Annotated in this window: 19 protein-coding genes and 4 pseudogenes; 15 read left to right on the plus strand and 8 right to left on the minus strand. The window is 74.9% G+C overall.

Annotation, left to right across the window (positions count from 1 at the left end; translation table 11 throughout):
• Positions 1-16 precede the first annotated feature (16 nt).
• From ET495_RS02705 to ET495_RS02710, 3 genes and pseudogenes are all read right to left on the minus strand, one after another.
• Entirely contained in the window at positions 17-844 is an 828-nt protein-coding gene (locus ET495_RS02705) for an alpha/beta hydrolase (RefSeq protein ID WP_129202408.1), read from the minus strand.
• Positions 845-981: 137 nt separating this feature from the next.
• Positions 982-1320, minus strand: a complete 339-nt coding sequence (locus ET495_RS19610) for a phosphoribosyltransferase (RefSeq protein ID WP_425471229.1) — start codon at positions 1318-1320, stop codon at positions 982-984.
• Between the two features lie 100 nt (positions 1321-1420).
• Positions 1421-3318, minus strand: a pseudogene (locus ET495_RS02710) (RecQ family ATP-dependent DNA helicase); the annotation flags it as partial.
• Between the two features lie 181 nt (positions 3319-3499).
• Here ET495_RS02710 and ET495_RS02715 point away from each other — a divergent pair.
• The 7 genes and pseudogenes from ET495_RS02715 to ET495_RS02745 all read left to right on the plus strand — a co-directional run bounded on the left by ET495_RS02715 (position 3500) and on the right by ET495_RS02745 (position 8585).
• A complete protein-coding gene (locus tag ET495_RS02715; RefSeq protein WP_129202410.1) occupies positions 3500-3928 on the plus strand; it encodes a QcrA and Rieske domain-containing protein in 429 nt (142 codons plus the stop codon).
• Between the two features lie 79 nt (positions 3929-4007).
• Positions 4008-5194: pseudogene (locus ET495_RS02720) on the plus strand (histidinol-phosphate transaminase).
• Positions 5194-5796, plus strand: a complete 603-nt coding sequence (gene hisB, locus ET495_RS02725) for an imidazoleglycerol-phosphate dehydratase HisB (protein ID WP_129202412.1) — start codon at positions 5194-5196, stop codon at positions 5794-5796. Before ET495_RS02720 ends, hisB begins: the two are co-directional and overlap by 1 nt.
• Positions 5793-6293 (plus strand): hypothetical protein, encoded by a 501-nt coding sequence (locus ET495_RS02730; RefSeq protein WP_129202414.1) that lies wholly within the window; start codon positions 5793-5795, stop codon positions 6291-6293. The genes hisB and ET495_RS02730 overlap by 4 nt, the downstream gene beginning before the upstream one ends.
• Positions 6290-7030 carry an imidazole glycerol phosphate synthase subunit HisH gene (gene hisH, locus ET495_RS02735; RefSeq protein WP_129202416.1) on the plus strand — a complete coding sequence of 247 codons (741 nt, stop codon included), beginning with the start codon at positions 6290-6292 and terminating at the stop codon, positions 7028-7030. The genes ET495_RS02730 and hisH overlap by 4 nt, the downstream gene beginning before the upstream one ends.
• Positions 7031-7078: 48 nt before the next feature.
• Positions 7079-7809: pseudogene (gene priA, locus ET495_RS02740) on the plus strand (bifunctional 1-(5-phosphoribosyl)-5-((5-phosphoribosylamino)methylideneamino)imidazole-4-carboxamide isomerase/phosphoribosylanthranilate isomerase PriA).
• Entirely contained in the window at positions 7806-8585 is a 780-nt protein-coding gene (locus tag ET495_RS02745; protein WP_129202418.1) for an SseB family protein, read from the plus strand. The pseudogene priA and the gene ET495_RS02745 overlap by 4 nt, the downstream one beginning before the upstream one ends.
• A 49-nt stretch (positions 8586-8634) precedes the next feature.
• Here the strand turns inward: ET495_RS02745 and ET495_RS02750 are convergent, their stop codons facing one another.
• From ET495_RS02750 to ET495_RS02760, 3 genes are read right to left on the minus strand one after another with little or no spacing between them, the layout of a single operon-like run.
• Positions 8635-9420: a S1C family serine protease gene (locus ET495_RS02750; RefSeq protein WP_245993271.1), complete on the minus strand. Its 786-nt coding sequence runs from the start codon at positions 9418-9420 to the stop codon at positions 8635-8637.
• Positions 9417-10043, minus strand: a complete 627-nt coding sequence (locus ET495_RS02755; RefSeq protein WP_245993272.1) for a hypothetical protein — start codon at positions 10041-10043, stop codon at positions 9417-9419. Before ET495_RS02755 ends, ET495_RS02750 begins: the two co-directional genes overlap by 4 nt.
• A gap of 13 nt (positions 10044-10056) precedes the next feature.
• Positions 10057-10422, minus strand: a complete 366-nt coding sequence (locus ET495_RS02760; RefSeq protein ID WP_129202420.1) for a DUF1844 domain-containing protein — start codon at positions 10420-10422, stop codon at positions 10057-10059.
• Positions 10423-10874: 452 nt separating this feature from the next.
• Between ET495_RS02760 and infC the strand changes: the two genes are divergently transcribed.
• The 7 genes and pseudogenes from infC (at position 10875) to pheT (ending at position 18083) form a co-directional block, all read left to right on the plus strand.
• Positions 10875-11792 carry a translation initiation factor IF-3 gene (gene infC, locus ET495_RS02765; protein ID WP_245993398.1) on the plus strand — a complete coding sequence of 306 codons (918 nt, stop codon included), beginning with the start codon at positions 10875-10877 and terminating at the stop codon, positions 11790-11792.
• 102 nt (positions 11793-11894) lie between these two features.
• Positions 11895-12089, plus strand: a complete 195-nt coding sequence (gene rpmI / locus ET495_RS02770; RefSeq protein WP_111249828.1) for a 50S ribosomal protein L35 — start codon at positions 11895-11897, stop codon at positions 12087-12089.
• Positions 12090-12153: 64 nt separating this feature from the next.
• Positions 12154-12537: a 50S ribosomal protein L20 gene (gene rplT, locus ET495_RS02775; RefSeq protein WP_129202424.1), complete on the plus strand. Its 384-nt coding sequence runs from the start codon at positions 12154-12156 to the stop codon at positions 12535-12537.
• A gap of 119 nt (positions 12538-12656) precedes the next feature.
• Complete coding sequence (locus ET495_RS02780; protein ID WP_245993399.1) at positions 12657-13520, plus strand: TrmH family RNA methyltransferase; 864 nt, start codon at positions 12657-12659, stop codon at positions 13518-13520.
• Between the two features lie 73 nt (positions 13521-13593).
• Entirely contained in the window at positions 13594-14220 is a 627-nt protein-coding gene (gene thpR / locus ET495_RS02785; protein ID WP_129202428.1) for an RNA 2',3'-cyclic phosphodiesterase, read from the plus strand.
• 175 nt (positions 14221-14395) lie between these two features.
• Positions 14396-15472: a phenylalanine--tRNA ligase subunit alpha gene (gene pheS, locus ET495_RS02790; RefSeq protein ID WP_129202430.1), complete on the plus strand. Its 1077-nt coding sequence runs from the start codon at positions 14396-14398 to the stop codon at positions 15470-15472.
• A pseudogene (gene pheT, locus ET495_RS02795) lies at positions 15472-18083 on the plus strand (phenylalanine--tRNA ligase subunit beta). The gene pheS and the pseudogene pheT overlap by 1 nt, the downstream one beginning before the upstream one ends.
• Positions 18084-18144: 61 nt before the next feature.
• On the opposite strand, the gene ET495_RS02800 reads toward pheT, so the two are convergent.
• Entirely contained in the window at positions 18145-19137 is a 993-nt protein-coding gene (locus ET495_RS02800) for a glycoside hydrolase family 43 protein (protein ID WP_211340900.1), read from the minus strand.
• Positions 19138-19452: 315 nt separating this feature from the next.
• Between ET495_RS02800 and ET495_RS02805 the strand changes: the two genes are divergently transcribed.
• Positions 19453-20037, plus strand: a complete 585-nt coding sequence (locus tag ET495_RS02805; protein ID WP_245993273.1) for a TetR/AcrR family transcriptional regulator — start codon at positions 19453-19455, stop codon at positions 20035-20037.
• A gap of 4 nt (positions 20038-20041) precedes the next feature.
• On the opposite strand, the gene ET495_RS02810 is transcribed toward ET495_RS02805, so the two are convergent.
• Entirely contained in the window at positions 20042-21025 is a 984-nt protein-coding gene (locus ET495_RS02810; protein WP_129202434.1) for a quinone oxidoreductase family protein, read from the minus strand.
• Positions 21026-21055 lie beyond the last annotated feature (30 nt).

Consider the following 21055-nt stretch of genomic DNA (forward strand, 5'->3'; position numbering starts at 1 on the left):
GCCCGGCGCCGACGTGTCACCCGGCCGCGACCGCGTCGCCCAGACGCTCGACCGCGTCGGCGACCGTCGGGCCGAGCCAGAGCGCGTCGTTGTGCCGGGCGCCCTCGACGACGAGGTGCTCGAAGAGGTTGCGCGCCGCTGCCGCGACGGCGTCGCTCTGCCCGGGTGGGACCACCTCGTCGGCCGATCCGTGGATCACCGTGACCGGGACATCGCTCGCGGCCACCTGTTCGGCGACGGGGTAGATGTTGCGGTCGATGATGAACCGCACGAGCGGGCGTGGCAGCGGCACGAGGCTGCGCGCGACGTCCTCGAACGAGGTGAAGGGCGAGCGCAGCACGAGCCCGGCCGGCGGTACCTGGGCCGCGAGTCCCGACACCACACCGGTGCCGATCGACTCGCCGAGGTAGATCGTGCGCTCGGGCGGGAACCCGCGTGCGGCCAGCTCGTTCTGCCCGGCGAGCGCATCGAGCACCAGACCGTCCTCCGACGGCGTCCCGGGGTTCCCCGAGTAGCCTCGGTAGCCGAGCATCAGCACGGCGAACCCGCGGTCGGCGAGCTCGGCGCCGAGCCGGGCACGCCCCGAGAGGGCACCGCCGTTGCCGTGCGCGAACAGCACCGCCTGGTCGCGTGCCGGGGACCCGGGGCTGGGCGGGACGAACCAGGCGCGCAGCGCGAGCCCGTCGTGCGTGGTCAGGGTGACGTCGTCGGCGCCCGGCAGGACGGACGCGGCGGCGGCGAGCGGGGTACGTGACGGGTGGTAGGCGAGGGTGTGCTGCATGGCTCGCGCTGCGAAGGTGAGGCCCACGGCAACCGCGATCGTGACCACGGCTGCGACGGCCACGCGCCGGACTCTCGCCCACCTGGGCCGTGCACTCCCCGGCCGTGCACTCCCCGGCCGTGCACTCGGTGGCCGTGCACTCCCTGACCGCGCGCCCACGGGCCGCCCGCTCGTCGCGGGCCGTCCCGGCGGAGGCGAGCTCACCGGATCCCCAGGACGAACGGGAACACGCGGGCCGCGCCGGCCTGCCGCAGGAGCCGCGCGGCCACCGTGAGCGTCCAGCCCGACTCGGTCCAGTCGTCGACCAGCAGCACCGTCCGGCCGGGCAGCCCGCGCAGCGCCGGCTCCGAGAGCTGGAGCTCGAGGCGCCGGGCGACACCCGCGAGCCGCATCGCCGAGTTGACGTCGTGCCGCCCGGGCTCCTCGAGCCCGGCCACGGGACCGACCGCACCGATGAGCGGGACCCCGAGATAGCGCGCGAGCCCGTCTGCCAGGTGGAAGGAGAGCCGGGGCCGGGTCACCGACCGGACGGCGACCACGCCTTCGACCAGCAGCCTCTGCCGGGCAGGTTCGCCCGAGCCGATCCCGGCGCCCCCGCGGAACCGGGGTCCGAGCCGGCAGCGAGATCGTCCGGCACCCCTGCGGCCTCCGGTGACGGGGCGCGGCCCGCAGGGCGCCCCAGTCGTCGAGCACGCGCGCCGCGGCGCGTCGCAGCGGGACGGGCAGCTCGCCGTCGTCTCCCTGCGCGTCCTGGGCCCGCCCGGCGGCGGGGACACCGCCGAACAGCTCGCGCAGCGGGCCGGACCAGCCCAGGCCGTCGAGGCGCGCGACGGCACGTCCGGTCTCGGCCAGCTCGTCCGTGCCGATCCGCCCGCGCAGGTCGAGGCCGAGCGACGCGAGCCCGGCGGGCCACAGGTGGCGAGGCTCGACCTCGACGCCCGGCCGGTCCATCTCGTGCCGGGCGGCGGCGACCGCCTCGGCGTCGGGCATGGTGGGCAGCTCGACGCCGTCGCACCGGTCGCAACGGCCGCACCGCCAGGCGGCGCCCTCGGGTCCGGCCAGCTCCGGGTCGTCGAGCTGTCGGCGCAGGAACGCCATGCGGCACCCGGGCGTGTGCACGTAGTCGAGCATCGCGCGCTGTTCGGCCTCCCGGGTCGCGCTCACGCGGGCGTACCGCTGGGCGTCGTACGCCCACGGCTGCCCGGTCGCCGTCCAGCCGCCCTGGACGCGGCGGACGGCGCCGTCGACGTCGAGCACCTTGAGCATCGTCTCCAGGCGCGAGCGCTTGAGGTCGACGAGCGGTTCGAGTGCCGCCGTCGAGAGGGGGGAGCCGGAGGCGGCGAGTGCCGCGAGGGTCGCGCGCACCTGCTCCTCCGCGGGGAACGCCTGCGCTCCGAACCAGTCCCAGATCGCCTGGTCTTCCTGCCCGGGCAGCAGCACGACGACCGCGGAGTCGACGCCACGGCCCGCTCGGCCAACCTGCTGGTAGTAGGCGATGGGCGACGCCGGCGCGCCCAGGTGGACGACGAACGCCAGGTCCGGCTTGTCGAAGCCCATGCCCAGGGCGCTGGTGGCGATCAGGGCCTTGACCCGGTTCTCCTTGAGGTCCTCCTCGAGCGACTCGCGCAGCGTCGGGTCGGTGCGCCCGGTGTACGCGGCGACACCCAGCCCCGCGGCGCGCAGCTGCTCGGCGACCTGCTCGGCCGCCGAGACCGTGAGGCAGTAGACGATTCCCGAGCCCTCGACGTCCTGGAGCGTCTCCGCGAGCCAGGCCACCCGCGTCGGCTGGTCGGGCAGCTCGAGCACGGCCAGGTGCAGCGACTCGCGGTCGAGGCCGCCCCGCAGCACCAGGACGTCCGTCGCGGGCGAGCCGTCGGCGTGCACCGCGAGCTGCTCCGCGACGTCGTGCGTGACGCGCTCGTTGGCCGTCGCCGTCGTCGCGAGCACGGGGATGCCGGGCGGCAGGTCGGCCAGGAGCGTGCGGATGCGGCGGTAGTCGGGGCGGAAGTCGTGGCCCAGTCGGAGATGCAGTGCGCCTCGTCGACGACGACGAGCCCGGCGTCGGCGGCCAGGCGGGGCAGCACCTCGTCGCGGAAGCCCGGGTTGTTGAGCCGCTCGGGCGAGCACAGCAGCACGTCGACCTCGCCGCGTGCGATGGCCGCGTGCACGTCGTCCCACTCGGTGACGTTGGCCGAGTTGATCGTCACGGCGCGGATCCCGGCACGCGCGGCGGCGGCGATCTGGTCGCGCATGAGCGCCAGGAGCGGCGAGACGATGACCGTCGGCCCCGCGCCGCGCGCCCGCAGGAGCGACGTCGCGACGAAGTACACCGCCGACTTGCCCCATCCGGTGCGCTGCACGACCAGTGCCCTGCGGCGGAACGCCACGAGCGCCTCGATCGCGCGCCACTGGTCCTCGCGCAGCGCCGCGTCGTCGCGGCCCACGAGCGCTCGCAGCGCCGACTCCGCCTGGTCGCGCAGCGTGCTCGCCCCGTGCTCGCCGTCGGCGCCCACGGAGTCGATGAGCCCGCGCAGCATGGCGAGGGTCGCGCGCTTGGCCGGGTCGATCGTCGGGTCGTCGTCCTGGGAGGTCACCCCGCGATCGTAGGCGGGGGCACCCACGCCCCGGTGCGGGGGGCGCCGCCCTGTGGACGACGCCGTCGCGCTGCGGTGCGACGGCCGGCTGGACCGTCACGGCGCACGTGGCCAAGATGGCGCCATGACCGACCTCTCTCGCCGCCAGGTCCTGGGCGTGGCAGGCGCCACCGTGGCGGGCACCTGCCTGCTGTCGGCGTGCGCCGCACCGCGCGCCACCCCCCAGGACGACGCCTCGGCGGTCGCGGCACGCGGCGCGGGCACGCGCGTGGCGGGCCTGGCCGACGTCGCGGTCGGTGGCGCGCTCGCGGTCGACGTCGACGGGCACGCGCTGCTCCTGACCCGGCCGGCCGAGCGCGAGGTGCACCTGTTCAGCTCGATCTGCCCGCACGCGGGCTGCAAGGTGGCGCCCGCCGGCGACGAGCTGGACTGCCCGTGCCACGGCTCGCGCTTCGCGCCGACCGACGGCGCCGTGCTCGGCGGACCCGCAGGGGCGCCGCTCGCGCAGATCCCGGTCGAGATCCAGGGCTCCGACGTCGTGCTGGCCGGGTGAGGCCCGCCCGGGGCGGGCGTCCCGCTCGCCCTGTGAACCGGCGTCCGGCCCTCCCGCGTGCCTTCCGTAGACTGACCCGGTGACGACCCACACCGCCGCGGCGACCCCCCGGGTCACCGCGCTGCCCCTGCGGCCCGAGCTCGCCGACGAGGAGCCCTACGGCGCCCCGCAGCTCGACGTCCCGGTGCTGCTCAACGTCAACGAGAACCCGTACGCGCCATCCGACGAGGTCGTCGCGACGATCGCCGCCGACGTCGCCGCCGCGGCCCGCGGCCTCAACCGGTACCCGGACCGCGACTTCCTGGGCCTGCGCGGCGACCTCGCCGCCTACCTGCGCCGCGAGTCGGGTGTCACCCTGCGCGCCGAGCAGGTGTGGGCCGCCAACGGTTCCAACGAGGTCATGCTGCACCTGCTGCAGGCCTTCGGCGGGCCCGGCCGCACCGTCGTCTCGTTCGCCCCGACGTACTCGATGTACCCCGAGTACGCGCGGGACACGCACACGCGCTGGGTCGCCGGTCGCCGCAACGAGGACTTCACGCTCGACGCGGCCCACGCCGTCGAGACGATCGAGCGCGAGCAGCCCGCGGTCGTCCTGCTGACCAGCCCCAACAACCCGACCGGCACCACGCTGCCGCTGGACGTCGTGGAGGCCGTGCTCGATGCCGCGGCGCGCGTGCGCATCGCCGACGCTCCCGACGGCGCGGGGGCGGTCGTCGTCGTCGACGAGGCGTACGCCGAGTTCCGGCGTGCTGGGACGCCGTCCGCGCTCGCGCTGCTGGACGCCCACCCGAACCTCGCCGTCACGCGCACCATGTCCAAGGCGTTCGCCGCGGCCGGGCTGCGGCTGGGCTACCTGGCCGCGAGCACCGCGCTCGTGGACGCGCTGCGCGTCGTGCGCCTGCCGTACCACCTGTCGGCGATCACGCAGGCGGCGGCACGGGCCGCCCTCAAGCACACCGAGTCGCTGCTCGCCCAGGTCGACGCGTTGCGCGCCGAGCGCGACGGGCTCGTCGCCTGGCTCCGGGCGCAGACCGGGACCGGGGGCAGCCGCTCGTCGTCGCCGAGACCGACGCCAACTTCGTCCTCTTCGGCCGGTTCGCCGACCGCCACGCCGTCTGGCAGGGCCTGCTCGACCGCGGGGTGCTCATCCGCGAGGTCGGCCCGGCCGGATGGCTGCGCGTGTCCGTCGGCACCCCCGAGGAGACCGCGCGATTCAAGGACGCCCTGAACGACGTCGTCACCGCCATCACCGAGCAGGAGGCCTGATGGGTACCCGCACCGCCCGCATCGAGCGGTCCACCAGCGAGTCCAGCGTCGTCGTCGAGGTCGACCTCGACGGCACGGGCCGCACGGACATCTCGACGTCCGTGCCGTTCTACGACCACATGCTCACCGCACTGGGCAAGCACTCGCTCATCGACCTCACGGTCAAGGCCACGGGCGACACCCACATCGACGCCCACCACACGGTCGAGGACACCGCGATCGTGCTCGGCCAGGCGCTGCGCCAGGCCCTCGGCGACAAGCAGGGCATCGCACGCTTCGGCGACGCGACCGTGCCGCTCGACGAGGCGCTGGCCCTCGCCGTCGTCGACGTGTCGGGGCGCCCCTACCTCGTGCACGAGGGCGAGCCCGCCGGGCAGGAGTACCACCTCATCGGCGGTCACTTCACCGGGTCGCTGACCCGGCACGTCCTGGAGTCGATCGCGCACCACGCCGGCATCTGCCTGCACGTGCGGGTGCTCGCCGGGCGCGACCCGCACCACATCGTCGAGGCCCAGTTCAAGGCACTGGCGCGCGCGCTGCGTGCCGCCGTCGCCCTCGACCCGCGCGTCGAGGGCGTCCCGTCGACCAAGGGAGCGCTGTGAGCCAGGACCTGCCCGAGGACTTCGAGGTCCCCGACGACCTGTCCGCGCTCACCGCGCCGAGCGAGCGCGAGCTCGCCGTCCTGCTGACCCAGATCGCGGACGCCGAGGCGCTCGCGGCCGCCTGTGCGCTCGGCGAGCTCGACGTCGACGCGGCCCCGTCGCCCGTCGGCGCGCTGGCGGTGCTGCGCGACGCGTCGGGCGAGGCGCCCGAGCGGGCCGCCGCGGCGGTCTCCCAGCTCGTCGCCGGGGTGCCGCTCGTCCTGGTCACGCGCGCCGAGGGGCAGCTCACCGCGGTGCGCTACCAGGACGGCAAGCCTGCCGGGGAGCTGCCGCCCGGGCTGGTGCTGTCAGGGGCCCCCGAGGCGCTCGAGGACCTGCTCACGGGCCAGCTCGCGGTCCGCGACCTGCCGGGCGTGATCGCCTCGGCGGGCATCGGCCGGTTCAAGGCCATGCGGATGCTGACCGGCGTCGCGCGCAAGGCCAGGAAGAACAAGTGAGCCTCCCACCGCTGCTGCCGCACGACGGCGTCGCGGCCGAGCTCAACCCGCGCGCCGCGGCCTCGCGAGGCGCCGGGTCGCGCGCGCCCCGGGTGGTCGTGCTCGACTACGGGTTCGGCAACGTCCGCTCGGCCGTGCGCGCGCTCGAACGCGTGGGCGCACAGGTCGAGCTCACCGCAGACAACGACGCCGCGCTGGCCGCCGACGGCCTGGTCGTCCCCGGCGTGGGCGCGTTCGCGGCGTGCATGGCAGGGCTGCGTGCGGTGCGCGGCGACCAGGTGGTCGACCGCCGCCTGGCCGGGGGCCGACCCGTGCTGGGCATCTGCGTGGGCATGCAGGTCATGTTCGACCGCGGCGTCGAGCACGGCGTCGAGTCCGACGGCCTGGGGGAGTGGCGCGGCGTCGTCGAGCGCCTGGACGCTCCCGTCGTGCCGCACATGGGCTGGTCCACGGTCGAGGTGCCCGCCGGTTCGCGGATCTTCGCCGGCGTCGAGCACGAGCGGTTCTACTTCGTGCACTCCTACGCCGCCCAGGCCTTCACCCAGGGGCACGACGACGCCGCCGACCCGCGCTTCACGCCCCCGCTCGTGACGTGGGCGCACCACGGCACGGCGACCCGCGGGGCGCGCTTCGTCGCGGCCGTCGAGGACGGCCCGCTCGCCGCCACCCAGTTCCACCCCGAGAAGTCGGGCGACGCCGGGGCGACCCTCCTCGAGAACTGGGTCACGTCCCTCTAGCACCAGCCGGTGGCCACTGCCGGGCCGCTGGGAACGAACGGAGAACTCATGACCGACCGCCTCGTGCTCCTGCCCGCCGTCGACGTCGCGGACGGCCAGGCCGTCCGCCTCGTCCAGGGCGAGGCCGGCTCTGAGACGTCCTACGGCGACCCGCTGGCCGCGGCGCTCGACTGGCAGTCGGGGGCGCCGAGTGGATCCACCTCGTGGACCTCGACGCGGCGTTCGGTCGCGGCTCCAACGCGGATCTGCTCGCCGACGTCGTCGCCCGTCTCGACGTGCAGGTCGAGCTCTCGGGCGGCATCCGTGACGACGCCTCGCTCGAGCGCGCCCTGGCGACCGGGGCGCGGCGCGTCAACATCGGCACGGCCGCGCTCGAGGACCCGGAGTGGACCGCGCGCGTCATCGACCGGTACGGCGACCAGGTCGCCGTGGGCCTCGACGTGCGCGGCACGACGCTCGCCGCGCGCGGCTGGACCCAGGAGGGCGGTGACCTGTGGGAGGTGCTCGCGCGCCTCGACGCCGCCGGCTGCTCGCGCTACGTGGTCACCGACGTCACCAAGGACGGCACGCTGCGCGGCCCCAACGTCGACCTGCTGCGCGAGGTCGCCTCGCGCACCCCGGCCGCCGTCGTCGCGTCGGGCGGCATCTCGTCGCTCGACGACCTGCGGGCGCTGCGTGCGCTGGTCCCCGGCGGGGTCGAGGGCGCCGTCGTGGGCAAGGCGCTGTATGCCGGGGCGTTCACGCTGCCCGAGGCCCTCGACGTCGCGGGCCGGCCGTGACCGGACCCGACGGGGTGCTCCCCGGTCACCTGCGGTCCATCCAGCCGACGTCGCAGTTCGCGGACGACGACGGCTCGGCCGACGCCGAGCTCGCGGCGCTGCTCGCGGGCCACGCGGAGGGGACGGTGCCGCTGCGCGACGTCGTCGCCCGGCTCGCGGTCGCGCGCGTGCTCGTGCCGGTCCTCGCCGAGCTCGAGGTCGGTGCGGCGGTCGCACACCCCGACCGGCCCGGGCAGGACCTGCACGTCGAGAAGGAGGCGTCGTCGGGCGTCGTCGCGCTGGAGGCTCCCGACGGCCGCCGGGCCCTGCCCGTGTTCACGTGCGTGGACTCCATGCGGGCGTGGCGGGCGTCGGCCCGGCCGGTCCCGGTCGAGGCGGCTCGGGCCGCGTTGTCGGCCGTGGGCGAGGACTGGGCGCTGCTCGTGGTGGACCCGGCAGGTCCGGTCCCGGTGACGGTGCCGCGCCCCGCGGTGTGGGCGCTGGCCCAGGGCACGACGTGGCGGCCCGCGCTGGTGACGACGGCTGACGGCCTCGCCGTCGACGACGAGGTGCGGGCGGCCGTGCGGTTGGCCGCCGAGCCGGTGCAGCACGTCGTGCGGGTCGACGCCGAGCCGGGGCGTTCGGCCGAGGTCGCCGTCGTGCTCGGCATCGACGCCGGGCTCGACCGTGCCGGCCTGGACGTGGTGCTGCGCCAGGTCAACGCGCGGCTCGGCGCGTCGGACGTCGTCGCCGAGCGTGTCGACTCGCTCGAGCTGCGCGTCGGCGCCGTCCGCTGAGCGCCCCGACCGGGCCGCGCGCCCCGCGCGGGGGCGGAGCCGCGGTGCGCTACGAGCAGGGCGTGACGGGCGTGAACGCTCCGGTGTCGGTCAGCAGCATGCGCAAGGTCGAGACGGGAACGAGCAGGGACCGCTCGTCGTCAGTCTTCGCGTAGACGACGCCGACGACCCGGCCCGCCTCGTCGAGCGCGGCCGACCCGGACGACCCCGGCTCCACCGGGGCGTCGGTGAGGAGCACCTCGCCGAGGTTCTCGTGCAGCGGGTCGCTCGTGGGCCCCAGCACGCGACCCTCGGTGACGGTCAGCGCTCCGCCCTCGGGGTAGCCGACGACGGTCACGTGATCGCCCGCGACGGGGTCGGCATCGCCGAGCTGAGGGGCCGAGGGCAGCGCGTCCTTGGTGCGGACGACGGCGAGGTCCGCGAGCGCGGCGGTGCTCGCCGTCGCGACGTCGAGGTCACGACCGTCGTACGTGCTGACCTGGAGCGATGCCGCGTCGGCGACGACGTGCCGGTTGGTGATGAGCGTGTGGTCGTCGATCGCGAAGCCCGAACCCGTCGAGATCCGCCCGCAGCCGACGTTGCGGATGCGCACCGCCATCCGCTGGACGGCGCCGAAGCCGTCCGGGGACAGCGCGGCCGCGTCGGACGGGGCGATCGACGGCGCGACGGGGGCGCTCGGGACGAGATCGCGCGCGGCGATATCGGAGGGCGCCGCCGTGGGCAGGGTGGGGAACGGCGGCAGGGCGCCGCACGCGGCGAGCGTGGCCGTGATGGTGAGCGCCGCCGCGGCGCCGCGCAGGGCGCGTCCTGTCTGCCACGAGGCATGTCCTGTCACCGCTGGAGCTCCTGCTGCAGCTGGCTGTTGGCCTCCGAGGCCTGCTGGCACAGCGTGTCGACCTCGTTCGCGTAGCGCTCGAGGTCCGCGGCGTCGTACTGGTCCGGCGTGCGCAGGTAGGTGATGAGCTGCGCCTGCCCGTCGGTGCAGCGGTCGAGCGCGTCGGCGACGACGCCGGCCGCGGCGCTGACGCGCTTCTGGTAGTCGACGTACTGCTGTGCGGCGGCGTTCGCGTCTCCGAGCTGCGCCTTCTCGTTCGCGAGCGTGGTGATGCGGGTGGTGGCCGTGGCGAGCTGGTCGCGTGCGGAGGTCAGCTCGTGGTTCGCGGCCTCGAGGTCGTTCTGCAGCTCACCGACACGCTGGGCCTGGGCGTGGGCCTGGGACTGCCAGGCGTTCGAGGCGGAGCGCCAGCGGTCCGCGGCGAGCCACAGGTATGCGCCGAGCCCGAGCGCGGCGACCAGCAGGACGCTCAGCGTGAGGACGGCGACTGCGCCGCTGCGGCGACGGCGTGGCGCCGGCGGGGCCGTGCGGTCGGCAGGGCCGGGCCAGGACGGACCCGCGGCCCCCGAGCCCGGGGCGACGGAAGGGGGGAGCGGTGGGCCGCCGGGTCGCTCGTCGCTCACGGGTCCTCCAGCGTCAGGCGTCGCCGGTGGGGGCGACGTAACCGGTGTACTTCTCTCCTGGGCCATCGCCCGGGGCGTCGGGGATGACGGACGCCTCGCGGAATGCGAGCTGGAGCGTGCGCAGCCCGTCGCGCAGCGAGCGCGCGTGCACGTTTCCGACGTCGGGCGCCGACGCGGTCACGAGCGCAGCGAGCGCGGTGATGAGCTTGCGTGCCTCGTCCAGGTCGAGGTGGCCCTGCTCCTCGGCGTCTTCGGCGAGCCCGCACTTGACGGCGGCGGCGCTCATGAGGTGGACGGCCGCGGCGGTGATGACCTCGACGGCAGGGACGTCGGCGATGTCGCGCGCGGCCTGCTCGGCGGCGTCGGGGGAGGTGCTCATGGGGGGATCATAGGTGGCGGCTCCTGCCGGGATGCCTCGCCGGACGCCTCGCCGGGCGCCCGCCTGCCATGGGCCGGGACGCTGGTCGGCCACGGGCCGGTTACGAGGAACGGGCTCGTGCGTGCTAGTCTTGGCGGCTGACCCACCCAGCCTGCCTTCCGAGGTCCGGCCGGGTGCATCAAGTGGAGAACCTCCCACCCGAGTTCCGACTGGCGGCAGCCGACAGGGGCCGGGTCCGGTCGGACGGCGGTGCCCTCGCCAGAGGGTCGTCGTCCATCCCGTTCGCGGGTGCGGCGTCGCCGCACCGTCGTCGGGTGTGCCGAAGGCCTCCATCCTGATGCTCAGGGCGGGGGCCTTTCCTCGTTCCTGATGGTCCACCGACGACTTCTAGGAGCATCACCATCAGCGAGCCTCGCATCAACGACCGGATCCGCGTCCCCGAGGTCCGGCTCATCGGTCCTGGCGGAGAGCAGGTCGGCGTTGTCGCCACGGCAGTCGCCCTGAAGCTCGCCCAGGACGCCGACCTCGACCTCGTCGAGGTCGCCCCGGACGCCCGGCCGCCGGTCGCCAAGCTCATGGACTTCGGCAAGTTCAAGTACGAGTCCGACATGAAGGCGCGCGAGGCGCGCCGCAACCAGGCGAACACGGTCCTCAAGGAGATCCGCTTCCGCCTGAAGATCGACCCGCACGACTACGAGACCAAGAAGGGCCACGTCGTCCGGTTCCTCGAAGGCGGCGACAAGGTCAAGGTCATGATCATGTTCCGCGGCCGTGAGCAGTCGCGCCCCGAGATGGGCGTGCGTCTGCTGACGCGTCTGGCGGAGGAGGTCGCCGACCTGGGCAACGTCGAGTCGATGCCGAAGCAGGACGGTCGCAACATGACCATGGTCCTCGGCCCGCTCAAGAAGAAGGCCGACGCCAAGGCCGAGCAGCGTCGTCGTGCCTCGGAGGTCAACGCCCAGCGCGTGACCAAGTCGGAGGCTCGCCGCGCGGCGACCGCCCCCGACGACCTGGTCGAGGAGCCGGAGAGCAGGCAGGAGCCGGAGCAGGACGTGACCGAGGAGGTCGCCGAGGTGTCGTTCGCGGACGCGGTCGCGGCCGCGACCGCGGAAGCCGTGGCGGCCCCCGCCGCGCCGGCCGCCCCCGCCGCAGCGCCGGCCCCGGCGCCGGAGCCCGTAGCGAAGGCTCCCGCCGCGAACGCTCCCGCCGCGCCGCGCCCCGTCACGCCGCGCCCCGCGCCCAAGCCGGCGACCGCACGGCCTGCCGCACCGCGACCGGCTGCCCCGACGTCTGCCGCCCCGAAGGCGGCGGTCCCCAAGCCGGCCGCGCCCAAGCCGGCACCGAAGCCCAGCCCGCGCGCCCCGCGCTGACGGGTGACCAGCAACCGATGAACCCGGGCGACGGCAACCCGTCGCCCGCACCACGTCCCCGCCGAACCTGACGGGCGACCGACACGAGGAGAGACGGCAGTCATGCCGAAGAACAAGACGCACTCCGGCGCCAAGAAGCGCTTCCGGATCACCGGGAGCGGCAAGGTCATGCGTGAGCAGGCGAACGCCCGCCACCTGTTCGAGCACAAGCCGAGCACCCGCACGCGCCGTCTGGCCCAGGACCAGGTCGTCGCGCCCGCCGACGTCAAGAAGATCAAGAAGCTGCTCGGTAAGTGACCTCCCGCCGCGGCCGTCCGGCCGCGCGGAGCAACTCGAGCCCCGATAACGCAAGGAGCATCACGTGGCACGCGTGAAGCGGGCGGTCAACGCCCAGAAGAAGCGCCGTACGACCCTCGAGCGCGCCAGCGGTTACCGCGGCCAGCGCTCGCGCCTCTACCGCAAGGCGAAGGAGCAGGTCACCCACTCCCTCGTCTACGCCTACCGTGACCGCAAGGTCAAGAAGGGCGACTTCCGCAAGCTGTGGATCCAGCGCATCAACGCTGCGGCCCGCGCCCAGGGTCTGACCTACAACCGCTTCATCCAGGGTCTCGGCCTCGCGGGTGTCGAGGTCGACCGCCGCATGCTCGCGGAGCTCGCGGTCAACGACATCGCGGCGTTCAACGCCCTCGTCGAGGTGGCCAAGGCCGCTCTCCCCGAGGACGTCAACGCGCCCAAGGCCGCCTGAGGCTCGCGCCCAGAGCGTCTGTTGTGAGCACGCCGGACGCCCGGACAGGTCCCACCGCCGACGAGTCGGCGCCCCCCGAGTCCCCCCGCCGCACGGCGGGGGCGACGGGGGCGCCGCCCGTGTCGCTCGCCAACCCGCGAGCCGACCGCGTCAGGCAGGTGCGGGCGCTGTCCGGGCGTTCGGCGCGTCAGCGTCACGGGCGGTTCCTCGTCGAGGGGCCGCAGGGCGTGCGCGAGGTCGTGCGCTGCGCGCCCGACGCCGTCCGGGACGTCTACCTGACCCCTGCGGCGGCCGAGCGGTACGACGAGATCGTCAGCGAGGCGCGCGCCGCCGGGCTCTTCGTCCACCGCGGCACCCCCGAGGTGCTGACCGCGATGAGCCCCGACGCGCAGGGGATCCTCGCCGTGGTCGACGCCCGCCCGCGCGGGCTGACCGAGGCGCTTGCCGCGCTCGCCGACCCGGACGGTGGGCGGCGTCGCGCGCTGCTGGTCGTCGTGCTCGCCACCGTGCGCGACCCCGGCAACGCCGGCACGGTCATCCGAGCCGCCGACGCCGCCGGTGCCGACCTCGTCGTGCTCGCGGGCGACAGCGTCGACCTGCACAACCCCAAGGTCGTCCGGGCGACCGCCGGGTCGCTGTTCCATGTGCCCGTCGTCGCGGGCGTGCCGCTGCCCGACGTCGTCGACACGCTGCACGCGGCGGGGCTTGCCGTGCTGGCGGCCGACGGCGCGGGCGACCACGACCTGGACGACCTGCTCGACGTCGCCGGGCCGGCGGGGCGCGGTGCGCGAGCGGCCGGCACCCCCGACCTCGCGGCATCGACCGCCTGGGTCTTCGGGAACGAGGCGTGGGGCCTGCCGCACGCCGACCGCGCGCTCGCCGACGCCGTCGTCCGCGTGCCGATCCGCGGGCGGGCCGAGTCGCTCAACCTCGCGACGGCGGCCACGGTGTGCCTGTACGCGTCGAGCCGCGCTCAGCGCTGAGCGCAGCGACCGCCCGGCCCGGGCAGGGCCGCGTCCCGCGACGGGGCAGGCGGGAACCTGCCACGATCGGGGCATGCGCCTGTTCACCGCGGTCTACCCGTCGGCAGCCGCCTCCGCCCACCTCGACCTCGCGCTCGGCGGCATCGGCGGTGCGACCGTCGCCGATCCTGGCGCAGGGCTGCGCTGGGTCCCCAAGGAGCAACGACACGTGACCGTGGCGTTCCACGGCGAGGTGCCCGACGGCGCGGTGCCCGGCTACGTCGCCGCGCTCACCGGCGCGCTCGCGCAGGTCGCGGCGTTCGACCTCGAGTTCGCGGGTGGTGGGTCGTTCGGCGGGCGCACGCTGTGGGTGGGGGTCGCCGAGGGCACGGGCGGCCTGCGCGCCCTCGCAGCCGCAGCCGAGGAGGCCGCCGCCGAGGCAGGGCTGCGCGCCGACGAACGAACGGGGCGCCCGCACCTGACGCTTGCCCGCGCCTCCGGGGCGCGGGGCGCCACCCGCGGTGGACCGCGAGGAGGGTCGCGCCGCCCGCGCGGGCGGTCCGACGACGGCGGTGTGCTCGCCTCCTGGGCGCGGGCGCTGGCCGTCTACCGCGGCCCGGCGTTCCGCGTCGAGGCGGTCCACGTCGTCTCGTCGCGCCTCGGCGAGGGCCGCTCGGGTGGCCCGCTGCACCGCGACGTGGCGGTGCTCGCGCTCGGGTGAGCGGCGATCCGCCAGGATGCGGCGGCGCGACCACGCGACGCCCGCCGACGGCGGCGCGACCGTGCCCCGAGTGCACGGCGCCTGCGGGCGGCCACCTAGACTGGTCTCGGCCTTGGCCCGGGCATGCACGTGCGCCTCGCGGGGCCGTGACCCGTCCCGACCTGCGGAAGGCACCATGTCTGCTCCTGCCGAGCCCCTGCCCGAGGGCCCGAGCCCCCTCGACGTCGCCGCGCTCGACGCCGTCGTCGCCAAGGCCCTCGCCGACATCGCGGCGGCGGGTGACCTCGACGCCCTCAAGGCCGCGCGCACGCTGCACACCGGCGACCGCAGCGCGCTCGCGCTGGCGAACCGCGCGATCGGCGCGCTGCCCGGCCCCGACAAGGCGGCCGCGGGCAAGAACCTCGGGCCGCGCCGCGGGAAGGTGGCCCAGGCGATCACGGCCCGGCAGGCCGAGCTCGAGGCCGAGCGCGACGAGCGGGTGCTGCTGGAGGAGGCCGTGGACGTCACGCTGCCGACCGGTCGCAGGCCCGCGGGGGCACGGCACCCGATCGAGGCGATCCAGGAGCGCATCGCGGACTTCTTCCTCGGCATGGGCTGGGAGATCGCCGACGGCCCCGAGGTCGAGGCCGAGTGGTTCAACTTCGACGCCCTGAACTTCGGCCCCGACCACCCAGCCCGGCAGATGCAGGACACGTTCTACGTGTCGCCGACGGACCAGGGCGTCGACAGCAACCTCGTGCTCCGCACGCACACGAGCCCCGTGCAGGCGCGGTCGCTGCTCGCGCGCGGCGTCCCGCTCTACGTCGCCTGCCCCGGCAAGGTGTTCCGCACCGACGCCCTCGACGCGACCCACACGCCGGTGTTCCACCAGGTCGAGGGTCTCGCGATCGACAAGGGGCTGACCATGGCCAACCTGGTCGGCACGCTCGACGCGTTCGCGCGCGCGATGTTCGGCCCCGAGGCCAGGACGCGCCTGCGCCCGAGCTTCTTCCCCTTCACCGAACCGTCGGCCGAGATGGACCTGTGGTTCCCGCAGAAGAAGGGCGGCGCGGGCTGGATCGAGTGGGGCGGCTGCGGCATGGTCCACCCCAACGTGCTGCGCGCCACCGGCGTCGACCCCGACGAGTACCAGGGCTTCGCGTTCGGCATGGGCATCGAGCGCACGCTGATGCTCCGCCACGCGATCGCCGACATGCACGACATCGTGGAGGGCGACGTGCGCTTCTCCACCCAGTTCGGGACGGAGATCTGATGCCCCTCGTCGTCACGGAGTGGCTCGCCGACCACGTCGAGCTTCCGCAGGACCTTACCGCCGAGCAGCTCGCGGCCGCCCTCGTCAAGGTCGGGCTGGAGGAGGAGGCGATCCACGCGGCGAAGGTCACCGGACCCCTCGTCGTCGGCCGCGTGCTGACGCAGGCCAAGGAGCCGCAGAAGAACGGCAAGACCGTCAACTGGTGCCTCGTCGACGTCGGCCCCGAGCACAACGCCACGGCGATCAAGGGTGTCGATCCCGCAGACGTCCCCGCAGGTGGCGCGCGCGGCATCATCTGCGGCGCGCACAACTTCGGGGTGGGTGACCTCGTCGTCGTCGCGCTGCCCGGGACGGTGCTGCCCGGCCCGTTCCCCATCGCCGCACGCAAGACGTACGGCCACGTGTCGGACGGCATGATCTGCTCGCAGCGCGAGCTGGGCCTGGGGGAGGACCACGACGGCATCATCGTGTTGCCGCGGCTCGGCTTCGACGCCGCCGCGCTGACGCCCGGCCAGGACGCGATCACGCTGCTGGGCCTGGGCGACGAGGTGCTGGAGATCAACGTGACCCCCGACCGCGGGTACGCGTTCAGCTATCGCGGCGTCGCGCGCGAGTTCGCGCACTCCACGGGCGCACGGTTCACCGACCGCGGCCTGGCCGAGAACCTGCCCGCCGCGCCTCCCGTCGCTACCGGGGACGGCTTCGCCGTCGACGTCGACGACGCCGCGCCGATCCACGGCGTCGTCGGGTGCGACCGGTTCGTCACGCGGGTCGTGCGCGGCATCGACCCCACGGCGGCCACCCCGGCGTGGATGAAGCGCCGCCTGGAGGGTTCGGGCATGCGCTCGATCTCGCTCGCCGTCGACGTCACCAACTACGTGATGCTCGACCTGGGCCAGCCGCTGCACGCCTACGACCTCGACCAGGTCGCCGCCCCGATCGTGGTCCGCCGCGCGAACCCCGGCGAGCGCCTCACCACGCTCGACGACGTCGACCGCGCGCTCGACACCGGGGACCTGCTCATCACGGACTCGCCCTCGGGCGAGCGCGCGAGCCGCGTGCTCGGCATCGCGGGCGTCATGGGCGGCGCGTCGTCCGAGGTCACGGACTCCACGACGGCGGTGCTCGTCGAGGCCGCCCACTTCGACCCGACGACGGTCGCCCGCAGCGCGCGCCGCCACAAGCTGCCCTCGGAGGCCGCCAAGCGATTCGAGCGCGGCGTCGACCCGCGGCTGCCCGCCGTCGCGGCGCAGCGCGTCGTCGACCTCCTGGTCGAGCACGGCGGCGGGGTCGCCGACCCGGCCGTGAGCGACCTCGACGCGACCACCGCGCCCGCTCCGATCACGCTGCCGGTCGGCCTGGCGACGCGCGTGGCCGGCGTCGAGTACGCGCGCGAGCGGGTCGTCGGCATCCTGGAGGAGATCGGCTGCGCCGTGGCCCCCGGGCCGGACGCGGACACCGTCCAGGTCACGCCGCCGACGTGGCGACCCGACCTGACCGAGCGCGTCGCGCTGGTCGAGGAGGTCGTCCGCATCGCGGGGTACGACCAGGTGCCGTCGACCGTGCCGGCAGCACCGGGCGGCACGGGCCTGACCGCCGAGCAGCGCACGCGCCGCTCCGTCGCGCGCGCGCTCGCCGAGGCGGGCCTCGTCGAGACCCTCAGCTACCCGTTCGTCGGCGAGGCCGAGCTCGACGCGCTCGGGCTGCCGCCGGGCGACGCGCGCCGCCGCGCGCTGCGGCTGGCCAACCCGCTCGCCGACGACCGGCCGCTGCTGCGCACGTCGCTGCTGGCCACGCTGGTCGAGACCGCACGCCGCAACGTCGCCCGCGGCCTGCCCGACGTCGCCGTCTTCGAGGTCGGTCTGGTGACTCTCCCGGCACCTGGCGCCCCGCGGCCCCGCAGCTGCCGGTCGGCGTGCGCCCGTCGGACGACGAGCTTGCGGCGCTCGCGGCTGCCGTCCCGGCCCAGCCGCGCCACGTGGCCGGCGTCGTGACCGGGCGCCGCGACCATGCCGGCTGGTGGGGTGCGGGCCGTGACGCCGACTGGGCGGACGCGATCGAGCTGGCACGCCTGGTGGCTGCGCGGGCCGGGGTCGAGGTCGACGTCGTCCCCGCCACCGACGTCATGCCGTGGCACCCGGGCCGCTGTGCGGCCCTCGTCGTGGCAGGGGGGCGCACGCCCGAGCGCGTCGTCGGCTACGCGGGCGAGCTGCACCCCAAGGTCGTCGAGCGCGCGGGGCTGCCACGGCGGTCCGTCGCGTTCGAGGTCGACCTGTCGGCGCTGGTCGACGCCGCCTCGGGCGATCCGGTCGAGGCGGCCGCCGTGTCGGCGTTCCCGGCCGCCAAGGAGGACTTCGCGTTCGTCGTCGACGCCGCGGTTCCTGCCGAGACGGTGCGTTCCGCCGTCGTGGCGGGCGCGGGCGACCTGTTGGAGGACGTCAGCCTCTTCGACGTGTTCACCGGCGAGCAGATCGGCGCGGGCAAGAAGTCGCTGGCGTACTCGGTGCGCCTGCGCGCGGCGGACCGCACCCTGACGGCCGACGACGTGCGTGCCGCCCGCGACGGCGTCGTCGCGCAGGCCGCGCAGGTCGGGGCCACGCTGCGAGGCTGAGCGGACAAGGGCTCGGCCACCGCGAGGTGGCCGAGCCCTTGCGTCGTCTACCGCCTGCTCGTCACTGGACGGCGGGCGTGACCGTGGTGATGGTGCCGTCCTCGGCGATCTCCAGCGGCGTGTACTTGATGTTGCGCAGCTGGGTCTTGCCGCCCGACAGCTCCGAGTCGTGGTAGAAGAGGCACCACGTGCCGTCGATCTCGACGATCGAGTGGTGCGTGGTCCAGCCGAGCACGGGCTCCAGGATGCGGCCCTTGTAGGTGAAGGGGCCGAGCGGCGTCTCACCCTCGGCGTACACGAGGTAGTGCGTGTCACCGGTGGAGTACGAGAAGTAGTACTTGCCGTTGAACTTGTGGACCCACGAGCCCTCGAAGAAGCGGCGGTCGGTGTCGGAGGCCTTGAGCGGCTCGCCGTTCTCGTCGCGGATCTCGATGGTGCGCAGCGGCTCGGCGAGCGAGACCATGTCCTCGTTCAGCTCGGCCGCGTACGGCAGCAGGGCCGGCTCGTCGCCCTGCGGGCCGTCCTCGCCGGCGCTGAGGCCGGGCGCGTCGACGAACTCGCCGGTCTGCCACTTCTCGAGCTGGCCGCCCCACAGCCCGCCGACGTACAGGTACGCCCTGCCGTCGTCGTCGACGAACACCGCGGGGTCGATGGTGAACGTGCCGGCCATGTAGTCCGGCTCGGGCGTGAACGGGCCGGCGGGGGAGTCGCCGACGGCGACGCCGATGCGGAAGATGCCGTCCTTGTCCTTGGCCGGGAAGTAGAAGTAGTACGTGCCGTTCTTGGTCGCGGCGTCGGGCGCCCACATCTGCTCGCTCGCCCACGGCACGTCCTTGACGTGCAGGACCTCGCCCTCGTCGACGGCCTCGGCGTCGAGCGACTCCAGCGAGAAGACGTGGTAGTCCTCCATCCAGAAGTGGTCGCCGCTGCCGTCGTCCTCCTTGTCGTTGCCCAGGTCGTGCGACGGGTAGACGTAGATCTTGCCGTCGAAGACGTGCGCGGACGGGTCGGCGGTGTAGATCCCGGTGACAAGGGGGGTGTTCGGCTGGGCCACGCTGTGCCTCATTCGTCGAGTGGTCCGTGCGGGTACACGGGGCGAAAACGGTTTCCGCGCGCCAGGTTAGCCCGCGCCGCGCCCGCCCACGCGCCGGATGTCTCCCAGCCCTGCGTGAGCCGTCCTCAGGCTCGCCCGGCCGCGCACATCGCGCCAGCCGACGGCCCCCGGCGGTGCCAGCCGTGGGCCAGTGGGCCGCGGGTCCCGGCCGCGCCGCGCGGGCGTGCGACTGCGTACGATGGGTGGAAAGTCCCGTTCGGCGGAGTTCTCCCCGCCGACGCACGAGCCGGGACCGTGCATGCACCAGGAGGCAACGTGGCCACCTCGTCCAGCGACCTGCCCGCGTGGCTCGGTGTCCAGCGCCCGCAGCGCGCCGACGCCCGCCGCAACTTCGACGCTTTGCTCGCCGCAGCGCGCGAGGCTTTCGCCGAGCGCGGCGCGCGCGCCTCTCTCGAGGAGGTCGCGCGGCGCGCGGGCGTCGGCATCGGCACGCTGTACCGCAACTTCCCCACGCGTGATGCGCTCGTCGAGGCGGTGTACGTCACGGAGATCGAGCGACTGGTCGAGGCCGGGCGCGACGCCCAGGAGCGCGGCCCGTGGGAGAGCCTGGCGGCGTGGCTCGCCAGGTTCGTCGACGACCTCGGCGCCCAACGGGTGCTGCTCGACGGGCTCAACCGCGACTCGTGCGACATGCGCGCGTGCCGGCGCGCCATCCACGTCGCGGGCGAGCCGCTGCTGCGCACCGCCCAGGCCGCGGGCGTCGCGCGCCAGGACGTCACGATCGACGACGTCGTGCGGTTGGTCTCGGGCGTGGCGGGTGTCGACTACCCGGACCCTGCGCAGCGCGCCCGCGTCGTCGGCATCGCGATCGACGGCCTGCGGGCTCGTCCATCGCGGTGACGGCTCAGGGGACGAGCAGCACCTTGCCCGTGGTGCCGCGGCCTTCGAGCGCGCGGTGGGCCTGCGCGGCGTCGGCCAGCGGGTACGTCGCCCCGACGCGCACGTCGAGGTCGCCTGCGGCGGCCGCCGCCATCAGCTCGCCCGATCGCCATTCGAGCTCGGCCCGCGTGGCGAGGTAGTCGCCGATGCTCGGCCGGGTCAGGAACACAGACCCGGCGCGGTTGAGGCGCTGGGGGTCGAACGGGGGCACCGGGCCCGATGCGGCGCCGAACAGCACGAGCATCCCTCGCGGCCGCAGCGAGGCGAGCGAGCCGTCGAACGTCGAGCGGCCGACGCCGTCGTACACCACGTGGACGCCGGCGCCGTCGGTCAGCTCGCGGACGGCCGCGGGCAGCTCGGTGGTCAGGTCGCTCATCGCCGCGTAGTCGAGGGTGTGCGCGGCGCCCGCGGCGCGCGAGAGGGCCGCCTTCTCGGCGGAGGAGACCGTCGTGATGACGCGCCCGCCCCGGGCGACGGCGAGCTGGGTGGCCAGCAGGCCGACGCCGCCGGCGCCCGCGTGCAGCAGGACGTCGTGGCCAGGGCCGACCTCGAACGTCGAGGCGACGAGGTAGTGGGCGGTCATGCCCTGGAGCGGCAGCGCGGCCGCGTGGACGAGGTCGAGCCCTTCGGGCACGGCGACGGCGTGGACGGCGGCCACGAGCACGAGCTCCGCGTAGCTGCCGGGGCCCTCGCTCCAGGAGACGCGGTCGCCGATGGCGAAGCCCGTCACGCCGTCGCCGATCCCTTCGACGACGCCGGCGCCCTCGACGCCGACCACGTGCGGGTACGGCATGGGGTACAGGCCGCTGCGGCGGTAGGTGTCGATGAAGTTCACGCCCGCGGCGGCGACGCGGACCAGGAGCTGGCCGGGGCCGGGCTCGGGGTCGGGGAGCTCGACGTAGGAGAGAACCTCGGGACCGCCCGCCTCGCGGGCCTGCACAGCGCGCATGGGGCGAGCGTAGTGCCGAGGGCGCGCCAG

The organism is Xylanimonas allomyrinae (genome assembly GCF_004135345.1).
Lineage (GTDB): Bacteria > Actinomycetota > Actinomycetes > Actinomycetales > Cellulomonadaceae > Xylanimonas > Xylanimonas allomyrinae.